This is a genomic window from Polynucleobacter sp. AP-Nino-20-G2, from assembly GCF_018688235.1.
GTDB lineage: Bacteria > Pseudomonadota > Gammaproteobacteria > Burkholderiales > Burkholderiaceae > Polynucleobacter.
This window is the reverse complement of sequence record NZ_CP061313.1, coordinates 52,315-77,365: the sequence shown is the minus strand read 5'-3', so window position 1 is coordinate 77,365 and position 25,051 is coordinate 52,315. Positions and strand designations below refer to the sequence as shown.

Sequence of the window (25,051 nt, the reverse complement as noted above, 5' to 3'; positions counted from 1 at the left end):
TTCGTTTTAGAGACATTCATGATAGCGATTCTTATAAGAACTCTCGGTATTAGCCTTCTAATATCCCTTGTTGGATGTGGGGTTAGAGGTCCGCTATATTTACCAAATGTGCCACCCGCTCCTGTGCCGCCTAGCGAGCCAGAGCCTAAGGGCAAGCTCTATCCACCTCAAAGCCCTACTGCTACTAACCCAACATCGGCCAAGCAATGACAAGCAAAGCAATCCCACTTCCACAATTAGCTGGATTTACAGAACGCAATGGCAGCTGGTATGCCGAAGAAATTCCTTTGGCAGATTTAGCCAAAGAGTTTGGCACCCCCCTATACATTTATAGCAAAAAGGCGTTGACTGATGCTTATCAGGCTTATGACAAGGCCTGCGTCGACACAACTGGAAAAAGACGTGCACGCGTGCATTACGCCATGAAAGCAAATAGCAATCTTGCAGTCATTGATTGTTTTAAAAAATTAGGTGCCGGCTTTGATTTAGTGAGCGGCGGTGAATTAGCTCGTGCGCTAGCGATTGGCGCTGATCCCAAAAGCTTGGTGTTCGCTGGCGTTGGTAAATCTGCGGATGAAATTGCTCAGGCATTAGAAGCGGGTGTGAAGTGCATCAATGTTGAATCGATTGCGGAGCTTCATCAGATCAATCGAGTGGCTGGCAAACTCGATTGTCGCGCCCCGATCTCTTTACGCGTCAACCCCGATGTCGATGCTCAAACCCACCCTTATATCTCTACAGGATTAAAGGGAAATAAATTTGGCATCGCTTATCACGAGGTTCTAAAAACTTATAGAGAAGCTGCCTTACTTTCAAATATCGATGTTGTGGGTATCGATTGCCACATTGGCTCACAAATCACAACTACCGCGCCCTACCTTGATGCGCTCGATAAAGTCCTCGAGCTAGTTGGCCAATTAAAAAAAGAAGGTATTGTGATTCACCATCTCGATTTGGGTGGTGGCCTTGGCATCTCGTATGGCGACGACAATCCACCTGACATTACAGAGTTCACCAATACCTTACTCAATCGAGTTGCGGAACGGGGCTTTGGCCATCTTGATGTGGTCTTGGAGCCAGGCAGATCCTTGGTAGGTAATGCTGGCGTGCTTCTCACGCAGGTGGAATATCTCAAGCCAGGTGCCGAAAAAAACTTTTGCATCGTTGATGCTGCTATGACTGAGCTCATGCGCCCAGCTCTCTACGAGGCATATCACGGCATTGTTCCAGTTCAAACTAAAACGGTTACTCGCTCGACATATGACATCGTTGGCCCTGTCTGCGAATCAGGAGATTGGTTGGGAAGAGATCGTAATCTCGCAGTGGAAGAAGGCGACTTATTGGCAATCTTATCTGCGGGCGCCTATGGCTTTGTCATGGCCTCAAACTACAACACTAGACCAAAGCCTGCTGAAATTATGGTTGATGGTAAGAATGCTTATGTCATTCGCGCTCGTGAAAAAACGCAAGATCTATTTGCAAGCGAAAGCGTCTTGCCAAATTAAATTGAAAATATAGAAATGCGATATTGAGCGATCGTAGGCAATAAAAAACCCCGCTGATGTAGCGGGGTTTTTTATTTTGATGCTGAAGACTGATTAATGCAAACCAGCCATGTAATCTGAGACTGCCTTCATTTCTTGATCTGAAAGCTTACTAGCGATCGTAGTCATCTGAGTACTATTTTTACGAGTGCCTTCACGGAACGCTAACAACTGCGCCGCGTTGTACTCAGCCCACTGACCGCCTACTCGTGGGTACTGAGATGGAATGCCAGCACCTGTTGGGCTGTGACACGCCGCACATGCTGGAACGCCTTTAGCAGCGATACCGCCACGATAGATGCTTTGTCCAAGCTCAATAGTGTCTTTGTTCTGAGCAACACCCTGTGAGGCTGGTTGCTTAACCAAGAATGCAGCAATATTTTGCATATCTTGCTCAGTCAAAGTAGCAGCCATACCCATCATGACTGGATTGGCACGAGTGCCTTCTTTGAAGTTTTTCAGCTGCTTAGCTGTGTAAGCTGCATGCTGTGCTGACAATTTAGGCCAAGTAGCTGTTGCGCTCTGTCCTTTAGGGCCATGACAAGTAAGGCAAGCAGTCACGCCACGTGTGGCATCCCCATTTGAATAGAGAGCTTCACCGGCAGCCACATCGACTTTTGGCTTGCCAGGAACAGCAGGCTTTGCTGCGGCCTCCGCCATGGGGGCGGCTGCTGGAGCAGCATCAGAAGCACTAGCGGCGCCTGAAAGACTGGTGATAGCCAGGAAAAAACCGGCCGTAAGGCTAGCACTTAAGCTAGTTAATTTGGAGATTTGAGAGGTTTGACGCATTATGTTTACCTTGGCAAAAATTCCTAAAAGTGTTTGGGCCCTACTTTTACAACCTTTTACCCAACACCATGAGATATTTCATGATTTTGCGTGATTTTACAATAGCTTCTGGACATGTCTAAACTCTTTCAAGCCCGATTCGCGACAACAGTCAATGACACCCATTGCCTGCCTGCCACTCCACTGCGGGAGGTAGCCTTTGCTGGGCGCTCAAATGCCGGCAAATCTAGCGCCATAAATGTGCTTTGCAACCAAAAAAGGTTGGCTTTTGCCAGTAAAACCCCTGGCCGCACCCAACATATTAACTATTTTGGCCTTTTCGCAAAAGATGACCTTTTGGCCTATTTAGTCGATTTACCAGGATATGGCTATGCCGCCGTGAATCATGAGACCAAATACCACTGGAATGCCCTCCTCAGCGATTACCTGCAAGAGCGGGAACAGCTAGTAGGAATGGTATTGATTGTGGACTCTAGACGCGGCATTACCGATCTAGATGAACAAATGATCCAATGGTTTGTGCCAACTGGCAAACCCATTCATGTGCTACTCAGTAAATGCGACAAACTCAATAAAAGCGAGTGCAAACATGCGCTTGAAGCAGTCCGCAAGCAATTGCAACAATACGACCCTGCGCTGCCTGATGGCAACGGAGAATCTAAGCAACTTACGGCACAATTATTTTCAAGCACTAAGCGGATAGGTCTTGAAGAGGCTGACAATATTGTTATTAAATGGTTATTTGAAGCAGAGACTCAAGAAGATGAAATCACAAGCTAACTCTTTATTGAACTTTCCAGCACACCGTCCGCGTCGAATGCGTCGTGATGATTGGTCGCGTCGCCTCATGCAAGAAAATCATCTGAGCGCGAATGATTTGATCTACCCCATCTTTCTGCTTGAGGGCAGCAATCAATCTCAAGCCGTTGCATCTATGCTAGGCGTGAATCGCGTTTCACTCGATCTACTATTTTCAGTTGCAGAAGAATGTGTGTCACTCGGCATTCCTGTCATGGCACTCTTTCCGGTCATTGATGCCGCTTTAAAAACGCCTGATGGTAAAGAAGCTTTTAATCCGAATGGATTGATTCCAACAGCGGTGCGCGAACTCAAAAACCGTTTTCCCAATTTAGGCATCATGACGGACGTAGCGTTAGATCCTTATACAAGTCACGGACAGGATGGCGTCCTGGATGAACAAGGCCGCATTCTCAATGACGAGACAACCACTATTCTGGTTCAGCAAGCGGTCGCGCAAGCAGAGGCCGGTGTAGACATTCTTGCCCCCTCTGACATGATGGATGGACGTATCGGGAAAATTCGTGAAGCGCTTGAGCAAAAGAAGCTCATTCATACACGCATCATGGCCTACTCCGCAAAATACGCATCCGCCTTTTATGGTCCATTCCGCGATGCGGTAGGTTCCGCAAAGAATTTAGGTAAGGCTGATAAAAAAACATATCAAATGGATTGCGCCAATACCGACGAGGCTTTGCGGGAGGTTGCACTAGATATCAGTGAGGGTGCTGATATGGTGATGGTTAAACCAGGCATGCCTTATCTTGATATCATTCGCAGGGTAAGAGATGAATTTGCTTACCCAACTTATGCGTATCAAGTCAGCGGTGAATACGCCATGCTCAAAGCAGCTGCGCAAAATGGCTGGCTTGATCATGATGCCGTCATGATGGAATCTCTATTGGCATTTAAACGTGCAGGTGCAGATGGCATTTTGACTTATTTCGCACTAGAGGCTGCACGTCTCTTAAAAGCAAACAAGTAATTACCGTTTTCCGCAAAGACTGAATAAGAATGCTGGACTGCTTATTCAGTCTTTAGTCACTTCATTTCCTAAGACTTTTTTTAGGCGCTCCACAAATCGTTGTGGTGGCATGTAGCCAATCACACGCTGATCTTTTAACTCTTCGGAGTTGAGATCAAATATCAAAATGCCAGGTGGGCCATACAAATTAAATCGTTTGAGTAAGGCTTGATTCTCGGCGCTATTTTTTGTGACATCAGCCTGCAGCAACACCAATTGTTGTAACTCTTGGTTTACCTCGGAATTAGCAAAGGTATTAACCTCCATCTCCTTGCAAGAGATGCACCAGTCCGCATAAAAATCCAGCAGCACTAATTTTTTCTCTGCTTTTGCTTGCGCCAGAAATTCATCCAACTGCGCATTAGATTCAATGATAGAAAAACGAGCGTTACCGATTTGGTGCTGTCGCTGTCCATTAATAACGAGCTTACCTGCTTCATTATTTCCACCCTGAATTAATGGGGAGGCTATCCATGCTGCCGTGGCCACCAATAAGACGCCAAGTGTTCTCTGAAGCCATACCATCCAAATACCCGTGGAAGGTATCAAAATACGCGCTTCAATTGCGATCAAGAACAGTGGCAGACCCATACCTAGAGCCATCACAAATAGGAGTCCAGCCCCCAAGCTCATCGAACCCGTTTGGGCTATAAACGCCAGAACTCCGGCTAAGGGGGCGGTAATGCAAGGACTGGCAACGAGGGTTGATATTCCTCCCAGGGCAAAAGCCCCCATCATGTTGCCACCTTCATGCCGTCCGGCCAAACGATCGATCTGCTGATGCCACGATTGAGGCAATCTGAGGTCATAGAGACCAAATAAGCTTCCTGATAAGGCCAGCAGTAGCACCGAGAATCCGATAAGCGCTACAGGGCTCTGCAGGGCACGCTGGACGCTACCGCCTAATGCTGCCATCAAGACCCCAGCAAGTGCGTATACACAAGCCATACCCAAGACATAAGCCATCGCCAAGAGGCTTGCTCTGGCCTTGGATATCGATTGATTGCCTTGAGTCCCAAATACCACACTAGACAAGATTGGGAGCATCGGTAAGACGCAAGGCGTAAATGCAAGCGCTAAACCCAAAATAAAGAATGCTAAAAATAAGTAGGCCGTTGGAGTGCTTTCCAGGAAACGGCCAATGGCATTCACATCATCACGTTCACGCCACAGATCCATCAAACTTAATTTGCCATCGGACGATTCTTTTGAGCTCGCCCCCTCAAGCATCTCCGGTATTGGTGCAGCTTTCACACCCGGGCCCGAGAGCATAAATTTCATAGTCATCGGCGGATAACAAATCCCCGCCTCTGCACAACCCTGGAGTTCCACCTCCAAATACATCGGCTTATCAATCTCAGCCTTCTGGTCAAGAGTCACCAAGAATGCTTGCTTATAAATCCGCATCTTCTTCTGAAAAGTCTCATCAAACTTTTCCACGCCGATAGGGAGTGTTGCGTGCACCGCCTTGAGTTTATTGGCCTGAGAGCCCATCTGAAAATGAAGTGACTCTTGATAGATGTAATACCCTTTAGCGGGAAATAGCTCTATCTCAGTTTCATTGGAGTTTTGTAGCCATGTTGCTTCAGCCCTAAATGCTTTTTCTGGGGGCAAAAATTCTGGCGCAGCAAATCCCTGGCCCGCAAACATCAGCACTATCGCAGTAATAAAAGTAATTTTTTTAATGAAATTCATAATCCAGACTTTACCTCTGCTCGTACCCAGTCACCATATTGTGCTTCGTATTTTTCTGGCGTAAATGCTAATACTTCCGGAAGATCATAGGGGTGATTATTTTTAATGAAGTTACTTATTTCATCCCATTGAGCTGCAATTGTTTTGGCAGACAGCACTACTTCCCGCTCTTCACAGATTTCCCCTTCCCATCGATAAATGGAATGCATTCCTTCCTGTATTTGTACGCAGGCGGCCAAGCGATTCTCTATCAAGCTTCTTGCCATAGCTTGCGCGTCGGCTAGCTTAGAAAAGCTACTAACTACAACTAATACCGGGGATGATTGGATTGAGGTCATGCAGTATTTAACGCTGTCCAAATGAAAAAAGCCAGACCGAAGCCTGGCTTTTTATCCTGCAAAAGAGCTTAAGCCTCTTCAGCTACTGCTGTTTCTTCAACTTCTGGGCGATCTACCAGCTCAACCAAAGCCATTGGAGCATTATCGCCATGACGGAAGCCAAACTTCAAAATACGAAGGTAGCCACCTGGACGTGTTGCATAACGTGGGCCAAGTTCTGTAAAGAGCTTAGTCACGATATCGCGATCACGTGTGCGATTAAATGCCAAGCGACGGTTTGCTAAGTTGTCTTTTTTACCCAAGGTAATCAAAGGCTCAACAACCATGCGCAATTCTTTAGCTTTTGGCAAAGTGGTTTTAATCACTTCGTGCTCCAAAAGAGAATTGGACATGTTGCGCAGCATCGCCAAGCGATGTGATGATGTTCTGTTTAGTTTGCGTAAGCCGTTTCCGTGACGCATGATGCTTCCTTTCTAATTATTTCTCGAGGTTAGCTGGAGGCCAGCTTTCGAGTTTCATGCCAAGACTTAAGCCACGAGCCGCCAATACATCCTTGATTTCATTCAAAGACTTACGACCTAGATTAGGCGTCTTCAACAATTCATTCTCTGTACGTTGAATCAAGTCACCAATGTAATAAATGTTCTCAGCCTTCAAGCAGTTTGCAGAGCGCACTGTGAGTTCGAGATCATCAACTGGACGCATCAACATTGGATCAACCATTGATGAGCGGCTTGGTGCGAGATCACCAGAAATTTCGCTGCTTTCGAGGGCTGCGAACACAACTAACTGATCAACCAAAATGGTAGCCGCTTGACGAATCGCCTCTTCAGGAGACAACACACCGTTTGTTTCAATAGTCATTACGAGACGATCGAGGTCGGTACGCTGCTCAACACGAGCAGATTCAACAGCATAGCTAACACGGCTAACTGGGCTAAATGAGGCATCCAAAACGATACGACCAATGATCTTGGTAGCTTCGTCATGGTATTGACGCATATTGCCTGGTACATAACCACGGCCTTTTTCAACCTTAATCTGCATATCCAACTTGCCACCAGCTGACAAGTGAGCGATTACGTGATCAGGATTAATGATTTCTACATCATGTGGCAAATCAATATCTTTTGCTGTAACAACGCCTGGGCCTTCTTTACGCAAATTGATAGTAACTTCATCACGTGACTGCAACTTAAATACGATACCTTTGAGGTTCAACAAGAGATTAACTACATCCTCTTGAACGCCATCTAATGTGGAGTACTCATGAACAACACCTGCAATTGCTACTTCAGTTGGCGCATAACCAACCATCGAGGACAACAAAACACGACGTAATGCATTGCCGAGTGTGTGGCCATAGCCACGCTCGAACGGCTCCATAACAACCTTAGCTTGGTTGGCGGTAAGCGCTTCAACAGAAATAATTTTTGGCTTGAGCAAATTTGTTTGCATATTTTTTCCTTGAGAGTGCCTAATTAGCGTGAATACAATTCGACGATCAAACTTTCATTAATTTCGCCGCTAATATCTTCACGGTCAGGCACTTGCTTAAATGTTCCCTCCAGCTTCGCTGCGTCGACTGATACCCAGCCCACTGCAGACATCTGCTGAACCAAATTGAGTGATTCTGTAATACGCGCTTGTTTCTTCGCTTTTTCACGAATAGCAACTACATCACCAGGCTTAACCTGAATAGATGGAATGTTTACTGGATTGCCATTGAGCAAAATTGCGCAATGAGAAACCAATTGCCGCGCTTCGGCACGAGTAGAGCCAAAGCCCATGCGATACACAACGTTATCTAAACGTGACTCAAGCAACTGGAGCAGTGTTTCACCAGTGTTGCCCTTACGACGCTCAGCCTCTGCGAAGTAACGACGGAATTGACGCTCCAATACGCCATAGATACGCTTAACCTTTTGCTTTTCACGCAACTGATTACCGTAATCGGATGTTCTTGAGCCAGATGTACGGCCATGTTGACCAGGCTTAGTATCTAACTTGCACTTGTCTGACAGGGCGCGACGTGCGCTCTTTAAAAATAAGTCGGTACCTTCCCGACGTGCTAATTTGGCCTTAGGCCCTAAGTAACGTGCCACGATGCTTTCCTTTCTTTGCCGCAGTCTTACGACCGGCGGTGAGTTCACCCTTTAAATCAGATGAACGGTGGGCTTTAATAAAAAACTACTAAAACTGTTGTAATACCAACTTCCAAGCTTAGATACGACGACGCTTAGGAGGACGGCAACCATTGTGTGGAACTGGAGTTACGTCTTGAATCTCAGTGATCTTGATGCCCAATGAGTTCAATGCACGAACTGCTGATTCACGACCTGGGCCTGGGCCTTTGATCTGAACTTCCAAGTTCTTAATACCGCATTCAATTGCTGTCTTACCAGCAACTTCTGCAGCTACTTGAGCAGCAAAAGGTGTTGATTTACGTGAACCCTTAAAACCCTGGCCGCCAGAAGTTGCCCATGAAAGCGCATTTCCTTGGCGATCAGTGATCGTAATAATGGTGTTATTAAAAGAAGCGTGAACGTGTGCAATACCGTCAGCAACGTTCTTTTTAACCTTCTTGCGTGCGCGCTGTGAAGCTGCAGAAGCGGATTGTTGTTTTGCCATGTCAATAAACTTTCTTGATTATTTCTTCAGTTGCACACCAGACTTACGTGGGCCCTTACGGGTACGCGCGTTAGTCTTAGTACGTTGACCACGTACAGGCAAGCCCTTACGATGACGAACGCCGCGATAGCAGCCTAAGTCCATCAAACGCTTGATGCTCATCGTTACTTCACGACGAAGGTCACCCTCAGTGATGAACTTACCTACTTCATCACGCAACTTTTCCAAGTCACCGTCTGTAAGATCTTTAACTTTTTTGTCGATAGCAACACCTGTGGTTTCACAAATTTTGCGAGCACGTGTAGTGCCAATTCCAAAAATTGCTGTTAAACCGATAACAGTATGTTGATGATTTGGGATATTTACCCCAGCGATACGTGCCATGAGATTTCCTCTTAATTAACCAGATCAGCCTTGACGCTGCTTATGACGTGCGTCTGAAGAACAGATCACGCGCACAACGCGTTTGCGCTTAATGATCTTGCAATTTCTGCAAATACACTTAACGGATGCCAAAACTTTCATAACTCACCTCTAAAAAAATATGTACTACTTAATCTTTACTTCGCTCGGAATATGATTCGAGCGCGCGTCAGGTCGTAAGGAGTCATCTCCACCGTCACCTTATCTCCTGGCAATATGCGGATGTAATGCATCCTCATCTTTCCAGAAATGTGCCCCAAAACCACATGTCCGTTTTCAAGCTTCACGCGAAACATTGCGTTCGGCAAATTCTCAATAATTTCTCCCGCCATCTGAATTACATCGTCTTTAGACATTCAGTTAAGCGCCCATCTTGAAGTTAGCTTTTTTCATTAAAGAGCCATACTGTTGTTGCATTACGAATGACTGGACTTGAGCCATGAAATCCATTGCAACAACGACAATAATCAACAATGAAGTACCGCCAAAATAGAATGGCACGTTGTACTTCAAGACTAAGAATTCTGGCAACAAACAAACCAAAACCATATAAATTGCACCAGCCAATGTCAAACGAACCAAGATCTTGTCGATATAACGACCAGTCTGATCGCCAGGACGAATACCCGGAACAAAAGCACCACTCTTCTTCAAGTTATCTGCAGTTTCACGGCTATTAAATACAAGCGCTGTGTAGAAAAAGCAGAAGAAAATAATCGCAGCAGCATACAAAATTGTGTATACCGGTTGGCCTGGAGCCAATGTTGCTGCCAAATCTTTAATAATTCTACTGAACATATTGGTTGGCTCGCCTGATGTAAACCAGCCAGCAATTGTTGCAGGAAACAAAATAATTGAAGAAGCAAAAATTGGAGGAATTACGCCAGCCATATTCAACTTCAATGGGAAGTAAGAAGACTGACCGCCATAAACCTTATTGCCAACTTGACGTTTAGCGTAGTTCACCAAAATACGGCGCTGACCACGCTCTACAAACACAACAAAATAAGTGACCGCTACGCAAATAACAACGATGAGCAAGGCAGACAAGATATTCATTGAACCTGTGCGCACCAATTCAAGCAAGCTACCGATTGCGGTAGGCAATCCAGAAACAATACCGCCGAAAATAATGATAGAGATACCGTTACCAAGGCCACGTTCTGTAATTTGCTCTCCTAGCCACATCAAGAACATCGTGCCAGTGACTAATGTCACTACAGTATTCAACTCAAACATTACGCCTGGGTTAATGACTAAACCTGGTTGAGCTTGCAATGCAACGGAAATACCTAAAGCCTGGAATGTTGCCAACAACACAGTGCCATAACGGGTGTACTGAGTAATCTTACGTTGACCCGCCTGACCTTCTTTCTTCAAAGATTCTAAAGAAGGAAGCACAATCGTCATCAACTGCATGATGATCGATGCGGAGATGTAAGGCATGATTCCCAAAGCAAAAACCGTAAAGCGGGATAACGCACCACCTGAGAACAGGTTAAACATTCCCAAGATGCCATCTTTTTGACCTGAGAACAATTGTGCCAATTGGTCTGGGTCAATTCCTGGAACAGGAATATGAGCACCTAAACGGAAGACTAGCAGAGCCAAAACCAGGAATACCAAGCGTTGACGTAATTCGCCAAACTTGCCTCCTGATTGGGCCATGCTTGCTGTGTTAGTAGGTGCGAGTGCCATCTTTAATTAAAACCGATTAAGCCAATTCAACCAATTTGCCGCCAGCTGCTTCAATAGCTGCTTTTGCACCTGCAGTTGCTGTCAGGCCCTTGAGGGTTACAGCAATCTTCAGTTCGCCAGTCTTAATTACCTTAACGGCATTAATTTGCTCACCAGCAAAACCGTGAGCCTTCAGAACTAACAAGTCCACTTCTGGCAAATTAATTTTTGCTAAGTCATTCAAGGTAATTTGACCTACGTGACGACGTGTCAAAGATACAAAACCACGTTTTGGCAAACGACGATACATAGGCATCTGACCGCCCTCGAATCCAACTTTATGGAATCCGCCTGAACGTGATTTTTGACCTTTGTGACCGCGGCCAGCAGTTTTACCAAGACCTGATCCGATGCCGCGACCTACGCGACGACGGTTTTTCTTGGATCCCTCTGCAGGTTTTAGTGTATTGAGTTGCATATTCTTCGCCTATTTACTTGCTAGTTATCAGCCAATGACTTTAACTAGATAAGAAACTTTATTAATCATTCCGCGCACAGCTGGAGTGTCTTCCAATTCAGAAACTGAATTGATGCGTCCTAGGCCTAAGCCACGAACAGTTGCACGGTGGCTTTCGCGTGTGCCGATCAAGCTGCGTACTAATTGCAGTTTGACTTTGGAGTTAGATGTTGTCATTTATAGATTCCTAATCTTTTGGTCTTAGCCGAGAATCTCTTCAACTGACTTACCGCGTTTAGCAGCAATTTCAGAAGGAGTGCTCATCTTGCTCAAGCCATCAATCGTTGCGCGAACCATGTTGTAAGGGTTGGTTGAGCCAAGTGACTTAGCAACAACGTTAGTTACACCCATTACATCGAAAATTGCGCGCATTGGGCCACCAGCGATTACGCCAGTACCGTCTTTAGCTGGGGAAATCATCACGCGTGACGCGCCATGCTTACCAATCACAGTGTGTTGCAAAGTACCTTTACGTAAGGAAACTTTGATCATCTTGCGACGTGCTTCGTCCATTGCTTTTTGAACAGCAACTGGAACTTCTTTTGATTTACCTTTACCCATGCCGATACGACCATCGCCATCGCCAACTACAGTGAGTGCAGCGAAGCCGAGAATACGACCACCCTTAACCACTTTAGTTACCCGATTTACAGCGATCATCTTCTCGCGAAGACCATCATCACGCTCTTCGTTTTGCATCTTGGTTTGCATTTTTGCCATGTTTTTTCCTAAACCCTATTAGAACTTCAGGCCGGCTTCACGCGCAGCTTCAGCTAAGGCCTTGATACGGCCGTGATAACGATGACCTGAACGATCAAAAGCAACATCAACAACGCCTGCCTTAACAGCACGCTCAGCAACTAACTTGCCGATTTGTTTAGCCGCATCAGCGTTGCCGCCGTTTTTGATCGCTTGGCGCAATTCTTTTTCCATTGATGAGGCAGCTGCCACAACTTTGGTTCCACATGGGCTATATACCTGTGCAGAGATATGTGAATTGCTACGGATAACTGTTAAGCGATTAGCCAATGCTTCGGCAATGCGAATGCGAGTCTGCCGAGCACGTCTTTGTCTGGATTCGTCTTTATTCATTTTCTAATCTCGCTTACTTCTTCTTGGTTTCTTTCAGATGCACAACTTCGTCAACGTAGCGAACACCTTTGCCTTTGTATGGCTCTGGTGAACGGTATGCGCGAACTTCAGCTGCGACCTGGCCAACTTGCTGCTTGTTGGAGCCTTTGATGATGATTTCTGTTTGAGTTGGAGTCTCAGCTTTTACACCCTTTGGTAGGCTGTAAATAATGTCGTGTGAGAAACCTAACTGCAATTTCAATGTTTCACCTTGAGCAGCAGCACGGTAACCAACGCCTACCAAGCTGAGCTTGCGCTCAAAGCCAGTAGTTACGCCAACAACCATGTTGTTAACCAAGGCACGTGCAGTACCTGACTGTGCACCAGCCTCTGGTGTGTCGTTATTCAAAACAACAGTCAATACGCCATCTTCTTGTTTCAAACCAACAGAAGGGTGCAAGTTATGATTCAAAGTGCCTAATGGGCCTTTAACTGTAATGTTTGCACCGTTGATGCTGATTTCAGTTCCCTTAGGAACTGTAATTGGTGATTTACCTACGCGGGACATATTTCTCTCCTTACGCGACGTAGCAAATAACTTCGCCACCAACGCCGTTTGCACGTGCTTTGCGGTCTGTCATTACGCCTTGTGGGGTTGAAATAATTGCAATGCCCAAGCCATTCATCACTTCAGGAATGTCGTGGCGGCCTTTGTAGATACGTAGACTTGGTGTAGATACACGGTCAATACGCTCAATAACAGGGCGGCCTGCATAGTATTTGAGATCGATGTGTAGCACTGGCTTAGCTGCTTCACCTTTGATTTCAAAACTATCGATATAACCTTCATCCTGCAAGACTTTTGCAATAGCTACTTTAACTTTTGACGACGGCATCAAGACTACGGGCTTCTGCACTGCTTGCGCATTGCGGATCCGGGTCAACATGTCGGCGATTGGATCGCTGATACTCATGAGTTCTCCTAATTCTTTCGCCGCTTACCAGCTGGCCTTGGTTAAACCGGGGATTTCGCCACGGAAGGCGATTTCACGAATCTTGCTACGGGCCAAACCAAACTTACGGAATGTGCCACGTGGACGACCGGTTAATGAACAACGATTTCTTTGACGAATCGGGCTTGCGTTACGTGGAAGTGCCTGTAGCTTCAAGCGAGCTTCATAGCGCTCTTCATCGCTGCGTGATTGATCAGCAATGATTGCCTTGAGTTCAGCACGCTTTACAGCGTACTTCTCTACAGTTTTTGCGCGCTTATTCTCGCGCTCAATTAGGGATAGTTTTGCCACGTTAGCCTCTTAATTGCGGAAAGGGAATTTGAACGCTGCTAACAAAGCTTTTGCTTCTTCGTCAGTCTTAGCGGTCGTCGTAATACTGATATTGAGACCACGGAGGGCATCAATTTTGTCGTATTCGATTTCAGGGAAAATGATTTGCTCTTTAACGCCGATGTTGTAGTTACCGCGGCCGTCAAATGCCTTACCGGAAATTCCACGGAAGTCACGTACGCGTGGCAATGCAACAGTCACGAAACGATCCAAGAATTCATACATGCGTGCACCACGCAATGTCACCATGGCACCGATTGGGTAACCTTGACGAATTTTGAATCCAGCAATCGCTTTTTTCGCTTTTGTTACAACTGGTTTTTGACCCGCTACTTTAGTCAAATCACCAACTGCATTTTCGATAATCTTTTTGTCGTTCACTGCATCGCCCAAACCCATGTTTAGGGTAACTTTGGTGATACGTGGAACTTCCATTACAGATTTGTAGCCAAACTTGGCGATCAAGTCTGCAACAACTTTAGCTTGGTAGTGTTCTTGAAAACGTGTGCTCATAATTTCTCCGTGCCCCTTATGCGCTTAAAGTTGCGCCAGTAGTTTTCAGGAAACGCTGTTTTTTACCGTCTACGAGTTTGATACCAACACGTGATGGCTTGCCGTTACCGTCAACCAAAGCCACATTAGAAATGTGAACAGGCATCGTCTTGTCAATCATGCCGCCAGTTACACCGGCTGCTGGATTTGGCTTAACGCTCTTTTTATAAATGTTTACGCCTTCGATCACTAACTTGTTCTCGAGTACGGCTGTAACTGTTCCTTGCTTGCCCTTATCGCGGCCAGTCAATAGAACTACTGAATCACCTTTACGAATCTTTTTCATATCAGCCTCTTAAATAACTTCGGGGGCGAGAGAAACGATCTTCATGAACTTTTCAGTACGCAATTCGCGTGTGACTGGTCCAAAGATACGTGTGCCAATTGGCTCTAACTTAGCGTTGAGCAATACCGCAGCGTTGCCATCGAACTTAATCAATGAACCGTCTGGACGGCGAACACCCTTAGCAGTTCTCACTACTACGGCGTTATAAATGTCACCTTTTTTTACACGGCCACGTGGAGCAGCGGATTTCACGCTTACTTTGATGACATCACCGATACTGGCGTAACGACGCTTAGAGCCGCCCAATACCTTGATGCACAAAACTTCACTGGCGCCTGTGTTATCGGCGACCTGTAATCTACTTTCGGTCTGAATCATTTTCTAATCCCCAACTTGTTAGCCAGAGGCAAACAGTCTTGGTTCCGTCTATGGGCTTTAACGAAAGTTAAAACCCGGAATTAATGAAAAAACACTGCTTCTCACAAATAAACCAGAGAAGCCTTCTATCATACTACGTAAAACAGGGATTTGGCAAGAAAGTTCGCCAAAATCCCTAATATTTCTTTAAATACCCTTTGACTCTTGAACTAAACGGGTCACAACCCAAGATTTAGTACGTGAAATTGGCTTAGATTCAGCAATTTCAACGGTATCACCCATCTTGTATTGGCCAGCTTCGTCATGAGCGTGGTATTTTTTGGACTGTCCAACATATTTGCCATAAAGCGCATGTTTTACTTGGCGCTCAACTAGCACAGTCACAGTTTTTTGCATTTTATCGCTAACGACACGACCCACCAGGGTGCGGCGCAAGGGTTTAGATAATTCTGTCATATCCCTTTTTCCTTATTTCTGTGCAGTTTTTTGGGTAATAAAAGTTTTCACGCGAGCGATGTCGCGCTTGTTCTTACCCAATTGGCTGGTATTTGTGAGTTGCTGTGTGCCTTTTTGCATACGGAGTTTGAAGCCTGTCTTCAACAACTCTGTCAATTCTGCATTTAAGGCAACCAGATCTTTAGATGCTAATTCTGTCTTTTTCATAATCTCTATCCCGATCAACCTAAGTGGCGAATCACGAATGTAGTTTGTAAAGGTAACTTAGCAGCTGCAAGCTTGAAAGCCTCGCGTGCTAAAGCTTCATCTACACCGTCCATCTCGTAAAGTACTTTGCCTGGTTGAATTTCTGCTACGTAGTACTCTGGATTACCTTTACCGTTACCCATACGCACTTCAGCTGGCTTTTGTGAAATTGGTTTGTCTGGGAAAATACGGATCCAGATACGACCACCACGTTTAATGTGACGGGTCATTGCGCGACGTGCAGATTCAATCTGACGTGCAGTCAAACGACCGCGACCAACGGCTTTCAAGCCGAAGTCACCAAAGGCTACTGAACTACCACGTGTTGCCACGCCAGTATTACGGCCTTTTTGTTCCTTGCGATACTTACGACGCTTTGGTTGTAGCATGCTTACTCTCCTGACTTCTGCGTATCAGCTGTAGCTTCTACGGCTTTGCGTACACGCTTCACTGCTGGTTTAGCGGCCACTAATGGCTTATCTTCACCGGCTGGTTTGCGAGCAGTTGTTTTAGATGGTGCACGGCGTGGTTTTTTCTCTTCGGCTGCTGGCTCTGCTACTACTGTAGCATCTGCACCACGACCTAAAGTATCGCCCTTGTATACCCAAACTTTTACACCGATGATGCCGTATGTTGTTTCCGCTTCTGATGTAGCGTAATCAATGTCAGCCTTCAATGTATGAAGTGGAACACGTCCTTCACGGTACCATTCACGACGGGCAATTTCCGCACCGTTCAAACGACCAGAAGACATGATCTTGATTCCTTGTGCACCAAGACGCATTGCATTTTGCATAGCGCGCTTCATTGCACGGCGGAACATAATACGTTTCTCGAGCTGCTGAGTAATTGAATCAGCGATCAATTGCGCATCAACTTCAGGTTTACGAATTTCTTCGATGTTTACGTGGACTGGAACGCCCATACGCTTTTGCAATTCGCGGCGGAGTACTTCAATATCTTCGCCTTTTTTACCAATCACAACACCTGGACGTGAGCTATAGATAGTGATGCGAGCGTTCTTAGCAGGACGCTCAATCACTACTTTGCTAACGGATGCGTTCTTCAACTTCTTCTTGAGGTAAAGACGGACATCTACGTCCTCTTTAAGCATCTTAGCGAAGTCAACGTTGTTTGCATACCAACGTGATGTCCAGTTCTTCGTTACCGAGAGTCGGAATCCGGTTGGGTTTATCTTTTGTCCCATATCTTTCCTTAGTTACTCAAGGTCACGGTGATGTGACATGTTTGTTTTTCAATTTGATTGCCACGACCCTTAGCGCGTGCTGTGAAGCGCTTCAAGGAAGTACCTTTATCAACAATAATTGTCGATACCTTGAGCTCATCAATATCAGCACCTTTATTGTGTTCAGCGTTGGCCATTGCGGACTCAACAACTTTCTTCACAATGAAAGCAGCTTTCTTGGGGCTGAAATTCAAAATGTTCATTGCGCGTGCAATTGGCAAACCACGGATTTGGTCTGCGACCAAACGTGTCTTTTGCGCAGAAATGCGGGCGCCCTTGTGAATAGCTTTAACTTCCATCATCATCCCCTTACTTCTTCGTTACTTTCTTGTCAGCAGCGTGACCTTTGAAAGTACGGGTCAAGGCAAATTCGCCTAACTTATGACCCACCATGTTTTCTGATACATATACCGGAACGTGTTGACGACCGTTATGCACAGCAATTGTCAGACCAATAAAGTCTGGAAGAATTGTTGAACGGCGTGACCAAGTTTTGATCGGCTTTTTGTCCTTGTTGGCTTGTGCAACTTCAACTTTTTTTACCAAGCTGGCGTCGCAAAATGGGCCTTTTTTAGCTGAACGTGTCATATCTATTTATCCTTATCGCTTAACGTTTTTGACGACGTTGAACGATCATCGAAGTTGTACGCTTATTGCGACGTGTACGATAACCTTTGGTTGGTGTGCCCCATGGGGATACAGGTACACGGCCTTCGCCAGTTCTACCTTCACCACCACCGTGCGGGTGATCTACTGGGTTCATTGCCACACCGCGAACGGTTGGACGAATACCACGCCAGCGATTTGCACCAGCTTTACCAATTTGGCGCAAGCTGTGCTCTTCATTACCAACTTCACCAATAGTGGCACGGCAATCAATCAAAATACGACGCACTTCGCCAGAGCGCAAGCGCACCTGAGCGTATACACCTTCACGAGCTAGCAATACTGCAGAGCCACCAGCAGAACGTGCAATTTGCGCGCCTTTACCTGGCAACATTTCTACACAGTGAATTGTGCTACCAACTGGGATGTTGCGAATGGGCAAGTTGTTACCAGACTTGATTGGGGCTTCGGAGCCGCTCATCAATGCCTGTCCAACAGTCATGCCTTTTGCAGCAAGAATGTAACGACGTTCACCATCAGCAAACACGATCAATGCAATATTTGCACTGCGGTTTGGATCGTATTCCAAACGCTCTACTTTTGCTGGAATACCATCTTTATCGTTGCGTTTGAAATCTACGACGCGATAGTGATGCTTATGACCGCCACCCTTATGACGGGTAGTGATGTGACCATTATTGTTACGACCTGCTTTTTGGAACTGTGGCTCTACTAACGCTGCAAAAGGTTTACCTTTATGCAGGTCAGGATTTACCACTTTGACCATTGAGCGACGACCTGGTGAGGTCGGTTTTGTCTTCATCAAAGGCATGATTAATTCGCCTCCGCTTCAAAGTTAATTTCTTGACCTGGTTTCAAGCTTACATAGGCCTTCTTAGTGTGGTCACGACGACCTTCAAAACGGCCATAGCGCTTTGGCTTACCCTTTTGATTCACGATTTGAACAGAGTCAACTTGCACTTTAAAGAGCAATTCAACCGCTTGTTTCACATCGCTTTTGTTAGCGTCGCGTGTAACTTGGAATACTACTTGCTCGTTTTTCTCTGCAACCATGGTGGCTTTTTCAGAGATAACTGGTCCAAGCAGAACCTTCATCAAGTTGTGATCGTTTTTACGGACTTGGCTCATTTCAGCAACTCCTCAATTTTTGCGATCGCAGCTTTGCTTACCAATACTTTTTTGTATTGAACCAAAGCTAATGGATCAGCATGCTGTGGCTCACATACAGCAACTTTATGCAAGTTGCGTGATGCCAAGTACAAATTCTCGCTAACTTGATCAACAATAATCAATACTGAATCCAATCCCATTGCTTTAACTTTCTCAGCTAAAACTTTAGTCTTTGGAGCATCTAGATTGAATTGATCAACAACATTCAAACGACCTTCGCGAGCTAACTGAGACAAAATAGATCTCATACCAGCGCGGTACATTTTTTTGTTTACTTTTTGGCTGAAATTCTCTTCTGGAGAATTCGGGAATATACGACCACCTCCACGCCACAGCGGGGAAGAGCTCATACCAGCACGTGCACGACCAGTACCTTTTTGACGCCAAGGTTTTTTGGTTGTGTGCTTAACTTGCTCGCGGTCTTTTTGTGCACGATTACCGCTACGTGCATTTGCCTGGTAAGCCACAACAACTTGGTGTACCAATGCTTCGTTATATTCACGCTCGAATACTTCTGGTGAGGCTTGAACGCCTGCGCCCAAAGTTCCGTTGTCTTGGAGAAGCTTAAGTTCCATATTCGCTCTCCTTATTTCTTCTTCAACGGTGTTTTCACCGCTGGAGTAACAATAACTTTACCGCCTGGGGCACCTGGAATAGCGCCTTTAACCATGATGAGATTACGTTCTGCATCAATGCGTGCGATGACTAAATTTTGTACGGTACGTGTAACGTCACCAAGGTGGCCAGTCATGCGCTTACCTGGGAAAACACGACCTGGATCTTGCGCCATACCGATAGAACCTGGCACGTTATGTGAACGTGAGTTACCGTGTGATGCGCGTCCAGAAGCGAAGTGATAGCGCTTAATAGTACCGGCATAGCCTTTACCAATTGTTACGCCTTGCACGTCCACTTTTTGACCAGCAGTAAATGCAGCTTCAGCAGGAATTACTTGTCCAGCTGTCATTTCTGCAATTTTTGCTGCATCCAATGGGAATTCGTTGAGACCGTTACCAGCCATCACCCCTGCTTTAGCGAAGTGACCAGCCATTGCTTTGGTAACGCGAGTAGCTCTACGTGTGCCATGTGCTAACTGGATAGCATCATAGCCATCAGTTGCCTGGGTCTTGATTTGAGCGATTCTGTTATCGCTCACGTCAATTACGGTGACAGGAATTGCTTCCCCTTCGTCCGTAAATAGACGGGTCATGCCGATCTTGCGACCGATTAAGCCTAAGCTCATATTCATGCTCCACGCCGACTTCGATTGGTCGGCAAAATTAATTTAAGTGATTTACAAGTAAAAGTACTTCTAAATCAATAAGTTACAACGTTTTTAATGCTGATAAAACCTTAAAATCCGCCCAAATAATTGAGCGAAGCCTTAGATTCTATCCCGAAAGGCCAGTCTTGGCAAGTGCAAAGACTGGAAATACTGAATTACTGCAACTTAATTTCGACGTCCACACCTGCTGGGAGGTCTAATTTCATCAAAGCATCTACTGTTTTCTCTGTAGGATCAACAATATCCATCAAACGGAGATGGGTACGAATCTCTAACTGATCACGTGATGTCTTGTTCACGTGCGGTGAACGCAAGATATCAAAACGCTCGATACGAGTTGGCAAAGGTACTGGACCCTTAACCACTGCACCAGTACGCTTGGCTGTATCAACGATTTCAGCTGCAGACTGGTCAATCAAACGGTAATCAAATGCTTTAAGACGAATACGAATTTTTTGGTTTTGCATATTAATTCCAAAGAGCGTTGTGGTGCTGCCACGTTATATTTCTAAAGAGCACGGTGACATCATCAGCACTGATGTCACCGGTTAGCAAACCGCTAAATATTTTTACTGCTATTAAGCCAAAATCTTTGCAACCACGCCGGCGCCAACAGTACGGCCACCTTCACGGATCGCAAAACGTAAACCTTCTTCCATCGCGATTGGAGCGATGAGTTTTACGGTAATCGTGACGTTATCACCAGGCATTACCATTTCTTTGTCTTTTGGCAACTCGATTGAACCAGTTACGTCCGTTGTACGGAAGTAGAACTGTGGACGATAGTTGTTAAAGAATGGAGTATGACGGCCACCTTCGTCTTTACCCAAGATGTAAACCTCGGCTGTAAAGTGAGTATGTGGGGTGATTGAACCTGGCTTAGCCAATACTTGGCCGCGCTCAACTTCTTCACGTTTTGTACCGCGTAACAAGATACCAACGTTATCGCCTGCTTGACCTTGGTCGAGCAATTTACGGAACATTTCAACACCAGTACAAGTTGTTTTGAGAGTTGGTTTGATACCAACGATTTCAATCTCTTCACCAACTTTAACAATACCGCGCTCGATACGACCAGTCACTACAGTACCGCGACCGGAGATAGAGAACACGTCTTCTACTGGCATCAAGAACGCGCCGTCAACAGCACGCTCTGGAGTTGGGATGTATGTATCTAAAGCTTCAGCCAACTTCATGATGGCTTCTTTACCCAATGGGCCTTCGTCGCCTTCAAGCGCTAACTTAGCAGAACCTTGAACGATTGGTGTGTCATCGCCTGGGAAGTCATACTTAGAAAGAAGTTCACGAACTTCCATTTCTACGAGCTCTAACAACTCAGGATCGTCAACCATGTCGCACTTATTCAAAAATACGACGATGTAAGGAACACCAACTTGGCGTGCCAAGAGGATGTGCTCACGAGTTTGTGGCATTGGGCCGTCAGCAGCGGAGCAAACTAGAATCGCGCCGTCCATCTGAGCAGCACCAGTAATCATGTTCTTAACGTAGTCAGCATGTCCTGGGCAATCAACGTGTGCGTAGTGACGATTTGCTGTCTCGTACTCAACGTGTGCTGTGTTAATCGTAATACCACGTGCTTTTTCTTCTGGAGCAGCATCGATCTGATCGTATGCTTTTGCTTCGCCACCGAATGCTTTTGAGAGCACTGTAGCGATCGCTGCTGTCAATGTAGTTTTACCGTGGTCAACGTGACCGATTGTGCCAACGTTTACGTGCGGTTTTGTCCGCTCAAACTTTTCTTTTGCCATTTTTTTGTCTGCCTTCTTTAGCTAGTCAATATTCAAAATAATGTGGATAAATTACTTCGCTTTAGCAGCCATCACTGCTTCAGCAACGTTCTTAGGTGCTTCGGAATAATGCTTAAATTCCATGGTGTAGGTAGCGCGACCTTGGGTCAACGAGCGCAAGCCAGTTGAGTAACCAAACATCTCTGCCAATGGCACTTCAGCGCGAACAATCTTGCCGCCACCCGGAATGTCATCCATACCTTGCAAAATACCGCGACGTGATGAGAGGTCGCCCATTACGTTACCCATGAAATCTTCTGGTGTTTCAACTTCAACAGCCATCATTGGTTCTAGCAACACTGGGGATGCTTTGCGCATACCGTCTTTGAACGCCATCGAGCCCGCCATCTTAAATGCGTTTTCGTTGGAGTCAACGTCATGGTATGAACCGAAGAACAATGTTGCTTTGATGTCTACCACTGGATAGCCAGCCAAAATACCAGAGTTTAAAGTTTCGATAATTCCTTTTTCTACTGCAGGAATGTATTCACGAGGAACTACACCACCCTTAATAGCGTCAACGAATTCAAAACCTTTTCCTGGCTCTTGTGGCTCAAGCTTCAGTACCACGTGACCGTATTGACCACGACCACCAGATTGCTTAACGAATTTACCTTCGATCTCTTCGCAAACCTTGCGAATCGTTTCACGGTAAGCAACTTGTGGCTTACCAACAGTTGCTTCAACACCGAATTCACGCTTCATACGATCAACCAAAATTTCCAAGTGGAGCTCGCCCATACCGGAAATAATTGTTTGGCCAGATTCTTCGTCAGTCTTCACGCGGAAAGAAGGGTCTTCTTGTGCCAAGCGGTTCAAAGCAAGACCCATTTTTTCTTGGTCAGCTTTTGTCTTTGGCTCAACTGCCTGTGAGATCACCGGCTCTGGGAATACCATGCGCTCCAAAATCACGATGCTATCTGGATCGCACAATGTTTCGCCAGTGGTTGCATCTTTGAGGCCAACAGCCGCTGCGATGTCACCTGCAAATACTTCTTTAATTTCTTCGCGCTCGTTTGCATGCATTTGCAATAAACGACCAACACGCTCTTTTTTGCCCTTGATTGGGTTATAGATCGTATCGCCAGACTTCATTACACCTGAGTACACGCGGAAGAAGATGAGCTGGCCAACAAATGGGTCAGTCATGATCTTAAATGCCAATGCTGAGAATTTCTCATCATCAGATGCTTTACGGGTCGTCGGTGTACCGTCTTCTTCTTCACATGGGACTGGTGGAACGTCCAATGGAGATGGCAACAATTCAACAACCGCATCCAACATCGCCTGAACGCCTTTATTTTTAAAAGCGGTTCCGCACAACATTGGAACGATTTCATTGGCGATAGTGCGTTGACGCAATGCTTTTTTGATTTCTTCTTCGGTCAAGCCTTCGCCGCCGAGATATTTTTCCATCAACTCTTCAGAGCTCTCTGCTGCAGCTTCGAGCATCTTCTCGCGCCACTCTTCAGCAGACGCTTGCAATTCAGCAGGAATATCTTCGTATGTAAACTTAGTGCCCTGTGAAGCCTCATCCCAAATGATGGCCTTCATTTTTACCAAGTCAATAACACCTTTGAAGTTTTCTTCAGCGCCGATTGGAATTTGAATCAAGATTGGGTTCGCCTTGAGACGAGCCTTCATTTGGTCGTAGACCTTGAAGAAGTTCGCACCTGTACGGTCCATCTTGTTTACGAATGCCAAACGTGGAACTTGATACTTGTTTGCTTGACGCCAAACAGTTTCAGATTGTGGCTGTACACCACCCACCGCACAGTAAACCATGCAAGCGCCATCCAAAACGCGCATTGAGCGCTCAACTTCAATAGTGAAGTCTACGTGTCCTGGGGTATCAATAATGTTGATGCGATGCTCAGGGAAATTACCAGCCATGCCCTTCCAGAACGTAGTAGTAGCAGCGGAAGTAATCGTGATACCACGCTCTTGCTCTTGCTCCATCCAGTCCATGGTTGCAGCGCCATCATGTACTTCACCGATCTTGTGATTAACACCGGTGTAGAACAAAACGCGTTCTGTTGTTGTTGTTTTACCTGCGTCAATGTGCGCAGAAATACCGATATTGCGGTATTTGTCGATGGGGGTTTTACGTGCCACTGTTGGTACCTTTTCTTTGCTGTGCGATTAGAAGCGGAAATGTGAGAAAGCTTTATTAGCTTCAGCCATACGGTGAACTTCTTCACGCTTCTTCATTGCGCCGCCACGGCCTTCAGCAGCTTCTAATAATTCGTTGGCCAAACGTTGTGCCATTGATTTTTCGCCACGCTTCTTTGCGGCTTCGCGCACCCAGCGCATTGCCAAAGCGGAACGACGTGATGGGCGAACTTCAACAGGAACCTGGTAGTTAGCACCACCAACACGACGACTCTTCACCTCAACCATTGGCTTAACGTTGCCCATAGCTGTTGAGAAAACTTCGAGTGGCTCTTTGTTTGCTTTTTTCTCGATGTGATCAAAGGCACCGTAAACGATACGCTCTGCTACCGATTTCTTGCCGTCCAACATGAGGACGTTCATGAATTTTGCTACTTCTACATTGCCGAATTTTGGATCAGGCAAGATTTCCCGTTTGGGAACTTCACGACGACGTGGCATAACTACTCCTTCAGTTCAGTTAGGGGTGGCCCACATGGATCACCCGCTCCGGCTGCCCTACTACCTGGAAGATTCCAGGCGGAGCAGCCACTTACTTGTCTTTTAAGTCTGACAAACGAAGACTTGCTACAAAAACTTTAAGTTGCTATTAAGCAGCTTTCTTAGCGCGCTTAGCACCGTACTTGGAACGTGACTGCTTACGGTCTTTAACACCTTGCAAGTCAAGTGAGCCACGAACGATGTGGTAACGAACACCTGGCAAATCCTTTACACGACCACCACGGATCAACACTACTGAGTGTTCCTGGAGGTTATGGCCTTCACCACCAATGTATGAAATCACTTCAAAACCATTGGTTAAGCGAACCTTGGCTACTTTACGAAGCGCAGAGTTAGGCTTTTTAGGAGTTGTTGTATATACACGTGTACATACACCACGGCGCTGCGGGCTGTTTTGCAACGCAGGGCTCTTGCTTTTAACGGTCAGCCGACTTCTTGGCTTGCGTAATAATTGATTAATTGTTGGCATAAAAT

40 protein-coding genes are annotated in these 25,051 nt (G+C 45.9%); 4 read left to right on the top strand and 36 right to left on the bottom strand.

What is annotated here, in order from left to right; translation table 11 throughout:
- The first annotated feature begins 18 nt into the window (after positions 1 to 18).
- Together FD960_RS10535 and lysA are read left to right on the top strand one after the other, a co-directional pair.
- Positions 19 to 210 carry a lipoprotein gene (locus FD960_RS10535; RefSeq protein ID WP_371817433.1) on the top strand — a complete coding sequence of 64 codons (192 nt, stop codon included), beginning with the start codon at positions 19 to 21 and terminating at the stop codon, positions 208 to 210.
- Entirely contained in the window at positions 207 to 1,505 is a 1,299-nt protein-coding gene (gene lysA / locus FD960_RS00465) for a diaminopimelate decarboxylase (protein ID WP_215299216.1), read from the top strand. The genes FD960_RS10535 and lysA overlap by 4 nt, the downstream gene beginning before the upstream one ends.
- Before the next feature lie 93 nt (positions 1,506 to 1,598).
- Here lysA and FD960_RS00460 read toward each other — a convergent pair whose 3' ends face one another.
- Entirely contained in the window at positions 1,599 to 2,333 is a 735-nt protein-coding gene (locus tag FD960_RS00460) for a cytochrome c (RefSeq protein ID WP_215299215.1), read from the bottom strand.
- Positions 2,334 to 2,447: 114 nt separating this feature from the next.
- On the opposite strand from FD960_RS00460, the gene yihA reads away from it, so the two are divergent.
- Positions 2,448 to 3,113 carry a ribosome biogenesis GTP-binding protein YihA/YsxC gene (yihA, locus tag FD960_RS00455; RefSeq protein WP_215299214.1) on the top strand — a complete coding sequence of 222 codons (666 nt, stop codon included), beginning with the start codon at positions 2,448 to 2,450 and terminating at the stop codon, positions 3,111 to 3,113.
- Positions 3,097 to 4,116, top strand: a complete 1,020-nt coding sequence (gene hemB / locus FD960_RS00450; protein WP_215299213.1) for a porphobilinogen synthase — start codon at positions 3,097 to 3,099, stop codon at positions 4,114 to 4,116. The genes yihA and hemB overlap by 17 nt, the downstream gene beginning before the upstream one ends.
- 45 nt (positions 4,117 to 4,161) lie before the next feature.
- On the opposite strand, the gene dsbD is transcribed toward hemB, so the two are convergent.
- The 35 genes from dsbD to rpsL form a co-directional block, all read right to left on the bottom strand.
- Positions 4,162 to 5,850, bottom strand: coding sequence for a protein-disulfide reductase DsbD (dsbD, locus tag FD960_RS00445; RefSeq protein ID WP_215299212.1), 1,689 nt, complete (start codon positions 5,848 to 5,850; stop codon positions 4,162 to 4,164).
- A complete protein-coding gene (gene cutA, locus FD960_RS00440; RefSeq protein WP_215299211.1) occupies positions 5,847 to 6,188 on the bottom strand; it encodes a divalent-cation tolerance protein CutA in 342 nt (113 codons plus the stop codon). The genes dsbD and cutA overlap by 4 nt, the downstream gene beginning before the upstream one ends.
- Before the next feature lie 68 nt (positions 6,189 to 6,256).
- Complete coding sequence (rplQ, locus tag FD960_RS00435; RefSeq protein ID WP_015420256.1) at positions 6,257 to 6,649, bottom strand: 50S ribosomal protein L17; 393 nt, start codon at positions 6,647 to 6,649, stop codon at positions 6,257 to 6,259.
- Between the two features lie 16 nt (positions 6,650 to 6,665).
- A complete protein-coding gene (gene rpoA, locus FD960_RS00430; RefSeq protein WP_088526687.1) occupies positions 6,666 to 7,646 on the bottom strand; it encodes a DNA-directed RNA polymerase subunit alpha in 981 nt (326 codons plus the stop codon).
- Between the two features lie 23 nt (positions 7,647 to 7,669).
- Positions 7,670 to 8,293 carry a 30S ribosomal protein S4 gene (gene rpsD / locus FD960_RS00425; protein ID WP_215299210.1) on the bottom strand — a complete coding sequence of 208 codons (624 nt, stop codon included), beginning with the start codon at positions 8,291 to 8,293 and terminating at the stop codon, positions 7,670 to 7,672.
- A gap of 118 nt (positions 8,294 to 8,411) precedes the next feature.
- A complete protein-coding gene (gene rpsK, locus FD960_RS00420; protein ID WP_015420254.1) occupies positions 8,412 to 8,819 on the bottom strand; it encodes a 30S ribosomal protein S11 in 408 nt (135 codons plus the stop codon).
- A gap of 18 nt (positions 8,820 to 8,837) precedes the next feature.
- Positions 8,838 to 9,203, bottom strand: a complete 366-nt coding sequence (gene rpsM / locus FD960_RS00415) for a 30S ribosomal protein S13 (RefSeq protein WP_015420253.1) — start codon at positions 9,201 to 9,203, stop codon at positions 8,838 to 8,840.
- A gap of 24 nt (positions 9,204 to 9,227) precedes the next feature.
- Positions 9,228 to 9,344, bottom strand: coding sequence for a 50S ribosomal protein L36 (rpmJ, locus tag FD960_RS00410; protein WP_012357167.1), 117 nt, complete (start codon positions 9,342 to 9,344; stop codon positions 9,228 to 9,230).
- A 35-nt stretch (positions 9,345 to 9,379) separates the two neighbouring features.
- On the bottom strand, positions 9,380 to 9,598 hold the full coding sequence (gene infA, locus FD960_RS00405) for a translation initiation factor IF-1 (RefSeq protein WP_015420252.1): 219 nt from the start codon (positions 9,596 to 9,598) through the stop codon (positions 9,380 to 9,382).
- A 4-nt stretch (positions 9,599 to 9,602) separates the two neighbouring features.
- Entirely contained in the window at positions 9,603 to 10,940 is a 1,338-nt protein-coding gene (gene secY, locus FD960_RS00400; RefSeq protein WP_215299209.1) for a preprotein translocase subunit SecY, read from the bottom strand.
- Between the two features lie 16 nt (positions 10,941 to 10,956).
- Positions 10,957 to 11,397: a 50S ribosomal protein L15 gene (gene rplO, locus FD960_RS00395; protein WP_215299208.1), complete on the bottom strand. Its 441-nt coding sequence runs from the start codon at positions 11,395 to 11,397 to the stop codon at positions 10,957 to 10,959.
- A 27-nt stretch (positions 11,398 to 11,424) separates the two neighbouring features.
- Positions 11,425 to 11,613, bottom strand: coding sequence for a 50S ribosomal protein L30 (gene rpmD / locus FD960_RS00390; protein WP_015420249.1), 189 nt, complete (start codon positions 11,611 to 11,613; stop codon positions 11,425 to 11,427).
- Between the two features lie 24 nt (positions 11,614 to 11,637).
- A complete protein-coding gene (rpsE, locus tag FD960_RS00385; protein ID WP_015420248.1) occupies positions 11,638 to 12,156 on the bottom strand; it encodes a 30S ribosomal protein S5 in 519 nt (172 codons plus the stop codon).
- Between the two features lie 18 nt (positions 12,157 to 12,174).
- Positions 12,175 to 12,528 (bottom strand): 50S ribosomal protein L18, encoded by a 354-nt coding sequence (gene rplR / locus FD960_RS00380; protein WP_215299207.1) that lies wholly within the window; start codon positions 12,526 to 12,528, stop codon positions 12,175 to 12,177.
- A gap of 13 nt (positions 12,529 to 12,541) precedes the next feature.
- A complete protein-coding gene (gene rplF, locus FD960_RS00375; protein WP_215299206.1) occupies positions 12,542 to 13,075 on the bottom strand; it encodes a 50S ribosomal protein L6 in 534 nt (177 codons plus the stop codon).
- 10 nt (positions 13,076 to 13,085) lie between these two features.
- Complete coding sequence (rpsH, locus tag FD960_RS00370; protein ID WP_100379473.1) at positions 13,086 to 13,481, bottom strand: 30S ribosomal protein S8; 396 nt, start codon at positions 13,479 to 13,481, stop codon at positions 13,086 to 13,088.
- Positions 13,482 to 13,505: 24 nt separating this feature from the next.
- Positions 13,506 to 13,811 carry a 30S ribosomal protein S14 gene (gene rpsN / locus FD960_RS00365; protein WP_011901913.1) on the bottom strand — a complete coding sequence of 102 codons (306 nt, stop codon included), beginning with the start codon at positions 13,809 to 13,811 and terminating at the stop codon, positions 13,506 to 13,508.
- Positions 13,812 to 13,820: 9 nt separating this feature from the next.
- The gene (gene rplE / locus FD960_RS00360; protein WP_046329383.1) at positions 13,821 to 14,363 is read right to left on the bottom strand and encodes a 50S ribosomal protein L5; all 543 of its coding nucleotides are present in this window, start codon (positions 14,361 to 14,363) and stop codon (positions 13,821 to 13,823) included.
- 16 nt (positions 14,364 to 14,379) lie between these two features.
- Positions 14,380 to 14,688, bottom strand: coding sequence for a 50S ribosomal protein L24 (rplX, locus tag FD960_RS00355; protein ID WP_015420242.1), 309 nt, complete (start codon positions 14,686 to 14,688; stop codon positions 14,380 to 14,382).
- 9 nt (positions 14,689 to 14,697) lie between these two features.
- The gene (gene rplN, locus FD960_RS00350) at positions 14,698 to 15,066 is read right to left on the bottom strand and encodes a 50S ribosomal protein L14 (RefSeq protein ID WP_072582069.1); all 369 of its coding nucleotides are present in this window, start codon (positions 15,064 to 15,066) and stop codon (positions 14,698 to 14,700) included.
- A 186-nt stretch (positions 15,067 to 15,252) separates the two neighbouring features.
- Positions 15,253 to 15,522: a 30S ribosomal protein S17 gene (gene rpsQ, locus FD960_RS00345; protein ID WP_076024550.1), complete on the bottom strand. Its 270-nt coding sequence runs from the start codon at positions 15,520 to 15,522 to the stop codon at positions 15,253 to 15,255.
- A 12-nt stretch (positions 15,523 to 15,534) separates the two neighbouring features.
- Positions 15,535 to 15,729 carry a 50S ribosomal protein L29 gene (gene rpmC / locus FD960_RS00340; protein WP_062307044.1) on the bottom strand — a complete coding sequence of 65 codons (195 nt, stop codon included), beginning with the start codon at positions 15,727 to 15,729 and terminating at the stop codon, positions 15,535 to 15,537.
- A 14-nt stretch (positions 15,730 to 15,743) separates the two neighbouring features.
- Positions 15,744 to 16,157: a 50S ribosomal protein L16 gene (gene rplP, locus FD960_RS00335; RefSeq protein WP_215299205.1), complete on the bottom strand. Its 414-nt coding sequence runs from the start codon at positions 16,155 to 16,157 to the stop codon at positions 15,744 to 15,746.
- Positions 16,158 to 16,159: 2 nt separating this feature from the next.
- The gene (gene rpsC, locus FD960_RS00330) at positions 16,160 to 16,975 is read right to left on the bottom strand and encodes a 30S ribosomal protein S3 (RefSeq protein ID WP_215299204.1); all 816 of its coding nucleotides are present in this window, start codon (positions 16,973 to 16,975) and stop codon (positions 16,160 to 16,162) included.
- Positions 16,976 to 16,983: 8 nt separating this feature from the next.
- Complete coding sequence (gene rplV, locus FD960_RS00325) at positions 16,984 to 17,316, bottom strand: 50S ribosomal protein L22 (RefSeq protein WP_215300499.1); 333 nt, start codon at positions 17,314 to 17,316, stop codon at positions 16,984 to 16,986.
- A 7-nt stretch (positions 17,317 to 17,323) separates the two neighbouring features.
- Positions 17,324 to 17,602, bottom strand: coding sequence for a 30S ribosomal protein S19 (gene rpsS, locus FD960_RS00320; protein ID WP_011901904.1), 279 nt, complete (start codon positions 17,600 to 17,602; stop codon positions 17,324 to 17,326).
- Between the two features lie 19 nt (positions 17,603 to 17,621).
- On the bottom strand, positions 17,622 to 18,452 hold the full coding sequence (gene rplB / locus FD960_RS00315) for a 50S ribosomal protein L2 (RefSeq protein ID WP_062307036.1): 831 nt from the start codon (positions 18,450 to 18,452) through the stop codon (positions 17,622 to 17,624).
- Positions 18,453 to 18,454: 2 nt separating this feature from the next.
- On the bottom strand, positions 18,455 to 18,769 hold the full coding sequence (rplW, locus tag FD960_RS00310) for a 50S ribosomal protein L23 (protein WP_046329378.1): 315 nt from the start codon (positions 18,767 to 18,769) through the stop codon (positions 18,455 to 18,457).
- Complete coding sequence (rplD, locus tag FD960_RS00305; RefSeq protein ID WP_215299203.1) at positions 18,766 to 19,386, bottom strand: 50S ribosomal protein L4; 621 nt, start codon at positions 19,384 to 19,386, stop codon at positions 18,766 to 18,768. The genes rplW and rplD overlap by 4 nt, the downstream gene beginning before the upstream one ends.
- An 11-nt stretch (positions 19,387 to 19,397) precedes the next feature.
- Entirely contained in the window at positions 19,398 to 20,054 is a 657-nt protein-coding gene (gene rplC, locus FD960_RS00300; protein ID WP_215300497.1) for a 50S ribosomal protein L3, read from the bottom strand.
- Positions 20,055 to 20,251: 197 nt separating this feature from the next.
- Positions 20,252 to 20,563, bottom strand: a complete 312-nt coding sequence (gene rpsJ, locus FD960_RS00295) for a 30S ribosomal protein S10 (RefSeq protein WP_011901899.1) — start codon at positions 20,561 to 20,563, stop codon at positions 20,252 to 20,254.
- Positions 20,564 to 20,674: 111 nt separating this feature from the next.
- Positions 20,675 to 21,865 (bottom strand): elongation factor Tu, encoded by a 1,191-nt coding sequence (tuf, locus tag FD960_RS00290; protein WP_215299194.1) that lies wholly within the window; start codon positions 21,863 to 21,865, stop codon positions 20,675 to 20,677.
- Between the two features lie 51 nt (positions 21,866 to 21,916).
- On the bottom strand, positions 21,917 to 24,019 hold the full coding sequence (gene fusA, locus FD960_RS00285) for an elongation factor G (RefSeq protein WP_215299202.1): 2,103 nt from the start codon (positions 24,017 to 24,019) through the stop codon (positions 21,917 to 21,919).
- A gap of 27 nt (positions 24,020 to 24,046) precedes the next feature.
- Positions 24,047 to 24,517: a 30S ribosomal protein S7 gene (rpsG, locus tag FD960_RS00280; RefSeq protein WP_015420229.1), complete on the bottom strand. Its 471-nt coding sequence runs from the start codon at positions 24,515 to 24,517 to the stop codon at positions 24,047 to 24,049.
- Positions 24,518 to 24,665: 148 nt separating this feature from the next.
- Positions 24,666 to 25,046, bottom strand: coding sequence for a 30S ribosomal protein S12 (rpsL, locus tag FD960_RS00275; RefSeq protein WP_062307031.1), 381 nt, complete (start codon positions 25,044 to 25,046; stop codon positions 24,666 to 24,668).
- Positions 25,047 to 25,051 lie beyond the last annotated feature (5 nt).

What these genes read in the sequence shown, in the direction of transcription:
- yihA (WP_215299214.1), top strand. Translation starts at nt 2,448, where the DNA reads ATGTCTAAACTCTTTCAAGCCCGATTCGCGACAACAGTCAATGACACC.
- rpsG (WP_015420229.1), bottom strand. Translation starts at nt 24,517, where the DNA reads ATGCCACGTCGTCGTGAAGTTCCCAAACGGGAAATCTTGCCTGATCCA.
- rplX (WP_015420242.1), bottom strand. Translation starts at nt 14,688, where the DNA reads ATGAAAAAGATTCGTAAAGGTGATTCAGTAGTTCTATTGACTGGCCGC.
- rpsK (WP_015420254.1), bottom strand. Translation starts at nt 8,819, where the DNA reads ATGGCAAAACAACAATCCGCTTCTGCAGCTTCACAGCGCGCACGCAAG.
- rplB (WP_062307036.1), bottom strand. Translation starts at nt 18,452, where the DNA reads ATGCCTTTGATGAAGACAAAACCGACCTCACCAGGTCGTCGCTCAATG.
- FD960_RS10535 (WP_371817433.1), top strand. Translation starts at nt 19, where the DNA reads ATGATAGCGATTCTTATAAGAACTCTCGGTATTAGCCTTCTAATATCC.
- rplF (WP_215299206.1), bottom strand. Translation starts at nt 13,075, where the DNA reads ATGTCCCGCGTAGGTAAATCACCAATTACAGTTCCTAAGGGAACTGAA.
- dsbD (WP_215299212.1), bottom strand. Translation starts at nt 5,850, where the DNA reads ATGAATTTCATTAAAAAAATTACTTTTATTACTGCGATAGTGCTGATG.
- rplE (WP_046329383.1), bottom strand. Translation starts at nt 14,363, where the DNA reads ATGAGCACACGTTTTCAAGAACACTACCAAGCTAAAGTTGTTGCAGAC.
- rplN (WP_072582069.1), bottom strand. Translation starts at nt 15,066, where the DNA reads ATGATTCAGACCGAAAGTAGATTACAGGTCGCCGATAACACAGGCGCC.
- rplQ (WP_015420256.1), bottom strand. Translation starts at nt 6,649, where the DNA reads ATGCGTCACGGAAACGGCTTACGCAAACTAAACAGAACATCATCACAT.
- rplO (WP_215299208.1), bottom strand. Translation starts at nt 11,397, where the DNA reads ATGCAACTCAATACACTAAAACCTGCAGAGGGATCCAAGAAAAACCGT.
- rpsC (WP_215299204.1), bottom strand. Translation starts at nt 16,975, where the DNA reads ATGGGACAAAAGATAAACCCAACCGGATTCCGACTCTCGGTAACGAAG.
- rplV (WP_215300499.1), bottom strand. Translation starts at nt 17,316, where the DNA reads ATGATGGAAGTTAAAGCTATTCACAAGGGCGCCCGCATTTCTGCGCAA.
- rpoA (WP_088526687.1), bottom strand. Translation starts at nt 7,646, where the DNA reads ATGCAAACAAATTTGCTCAAGCCAAAAATTATTTCTGTTGAAGCGCTT.
- rpsJ (WP_011901899.1), bottom strand. Translation starts at nt 20,563, where the DNA reads ATGCAAAACCAAAAAATTCGTATTCGTCTTAAAGCATTTGATTACCGT.
- rplR (WP_215299207.1), bottom strand. Translation starts at nt 12,528, where the DNA reads ATGAATAAAGACGAATCCAGACAAAGACGTGCTCGGCAGACTCGCATT.
- rpsS (WP_011901904.1), bottom strand. Translation starts at nt 17,602, where the DNA reads ATGACACGTTCAGCTAAAAAAGGCCCATTTTGCGACGCCAGCTTGGTA.
- rpsL (WP_062307031.1), bottom strand. Translation starts at nt 25,046, where the DNA reads ATGCCAACAATTAATCAATTATTACGCAAGCCAAGAAGTCGGCTGACC.
- rpmD (WP_015420249.1), bottom strand. Translation starts at nt 11,613, where the DNA reads ATGACAACATCTAACTCCAAAGTCAAACTGCAATTAGTACGCAGCTTG.
- rpmJ (WP_012357167.1), bottom strand. Translation starts at nt 9,344, where the DNA reads ATGAAAGTTTTGGCATCCGTTAAGTGTATTTGCAGAAATTGCAAGATC.
- rplP (WP_215299205.1), bottom strand. Translation starts at nt 16,157, where the DNA reads ATGCTACAACCAAAGCGTCGTAAGTATCGCAAGGAACAAAAAGGCCGT.
- rpmC (WP_062307044.1), bottom strand. Translation starts at nt 15,729, where the DNA reads ATGAAAAAGACAGAATTAGCATCTAAAGATCTGGTTGCCTTAAATGCA.
- lysA (WP_215299216.1), top strand. Translation starts at nt 207, where the DNA reads ATGACAAGCAAAGCAATCCCACTTCCACAATTAGCTGGATTTACAGAA.
- rplW (WP_046329378.1), bottom strand. Translation starts at nt 18,769, where the DNA reads ATGAGCCAAGTCCGTAAAAACGATCACAACTTGATGAAGGTTCTGCTT.
- FD960_RS00460 (WP_215299215.1), bottom strand. Translation starts at nt 2,333, where the DNA reads ATGCGTCAAACCTCTCAAATCTCCAAATTAACTAGCTTAAGTGCTAGC.
- rpsQ (WP_076024550.1), bottom strand. Translation starts at nt 15,522, where the DNA reads ATGACAGAATTATCTAAACCCTTGCGCCGCACCCTGGTGGGTCGTGTC.
- hemB (WP_215299213.1), top strand. Translation starts at nt 3,097, where the DNA reads ATGAAATCACAAGCTAACTCTTTATTGAACTTTCCAGCACACCGTCCG.
- infA (WP_015420252.1), bottom strand. Translation starts at nt 9,598, where the DNA reads ATGTCTAAAGACGATGTAATTCAGATGGCGGGAGAAATTATTGAGAAT.
- cutA (WP_215299211.1), bottom strand. Translation starts at nt 6,188, where the DNA reads ATGACCTCAATCCAATCATCCCCGGTATTAGTTGTAGTTAGTAGCTTT.
- rplD (WP_215299203.1), bottom strand. Translation starts at nt 19,386, where the DNA reads ATGGAACTTAAGCTTCTCCAAGACAACGGAACTTTGGGCGCAGGCGTT.
- rpsH (WP_100379473.1), bottom strand. Translation starts at nt 13,481, where the DNA reads ATGAGTATCAGCGATCCAATCGCCGACATGTTGACCCGGATCCGCAAT.
- rpsE (WP_015420248.1), bottom strand. Translation starts at nt 12,156, where the DNA reads ATGGCAAAAATGCAAACCAAGATGCAAAACGAAGAGCGTGATGATGGT.
- secY (WP_215299209.1), bottom strand. Translation starts at nt 10,940, where the DNA reads ATGGCACTCGCACCTACTAACACAGCAAGCATGGCCCAATCAGGAGGC.
- rpsM (WP_015420253.1), bottom strand. Translation starts at nt 9,203, where the DNA reads ATGGCACGTATCGCTGGGGTAAATATCCCAAATCATCAACATACTGTT.
- tuf (WP_215299194.1), bottom strand. Translation starts at nt 21,865, where the DNA reads ATGGCAAAAGAAAAGTTTGAGCGGACAAAACCGCACGTAAACGTTGGC.
- rplC (WP_215300497.1), bottom strand. Translation starts at nt 20,054, where the DNA reads ATGAGCTTAGGCTTAATCGGTCGCAAGATCGGCATGACCCGTCTATTT.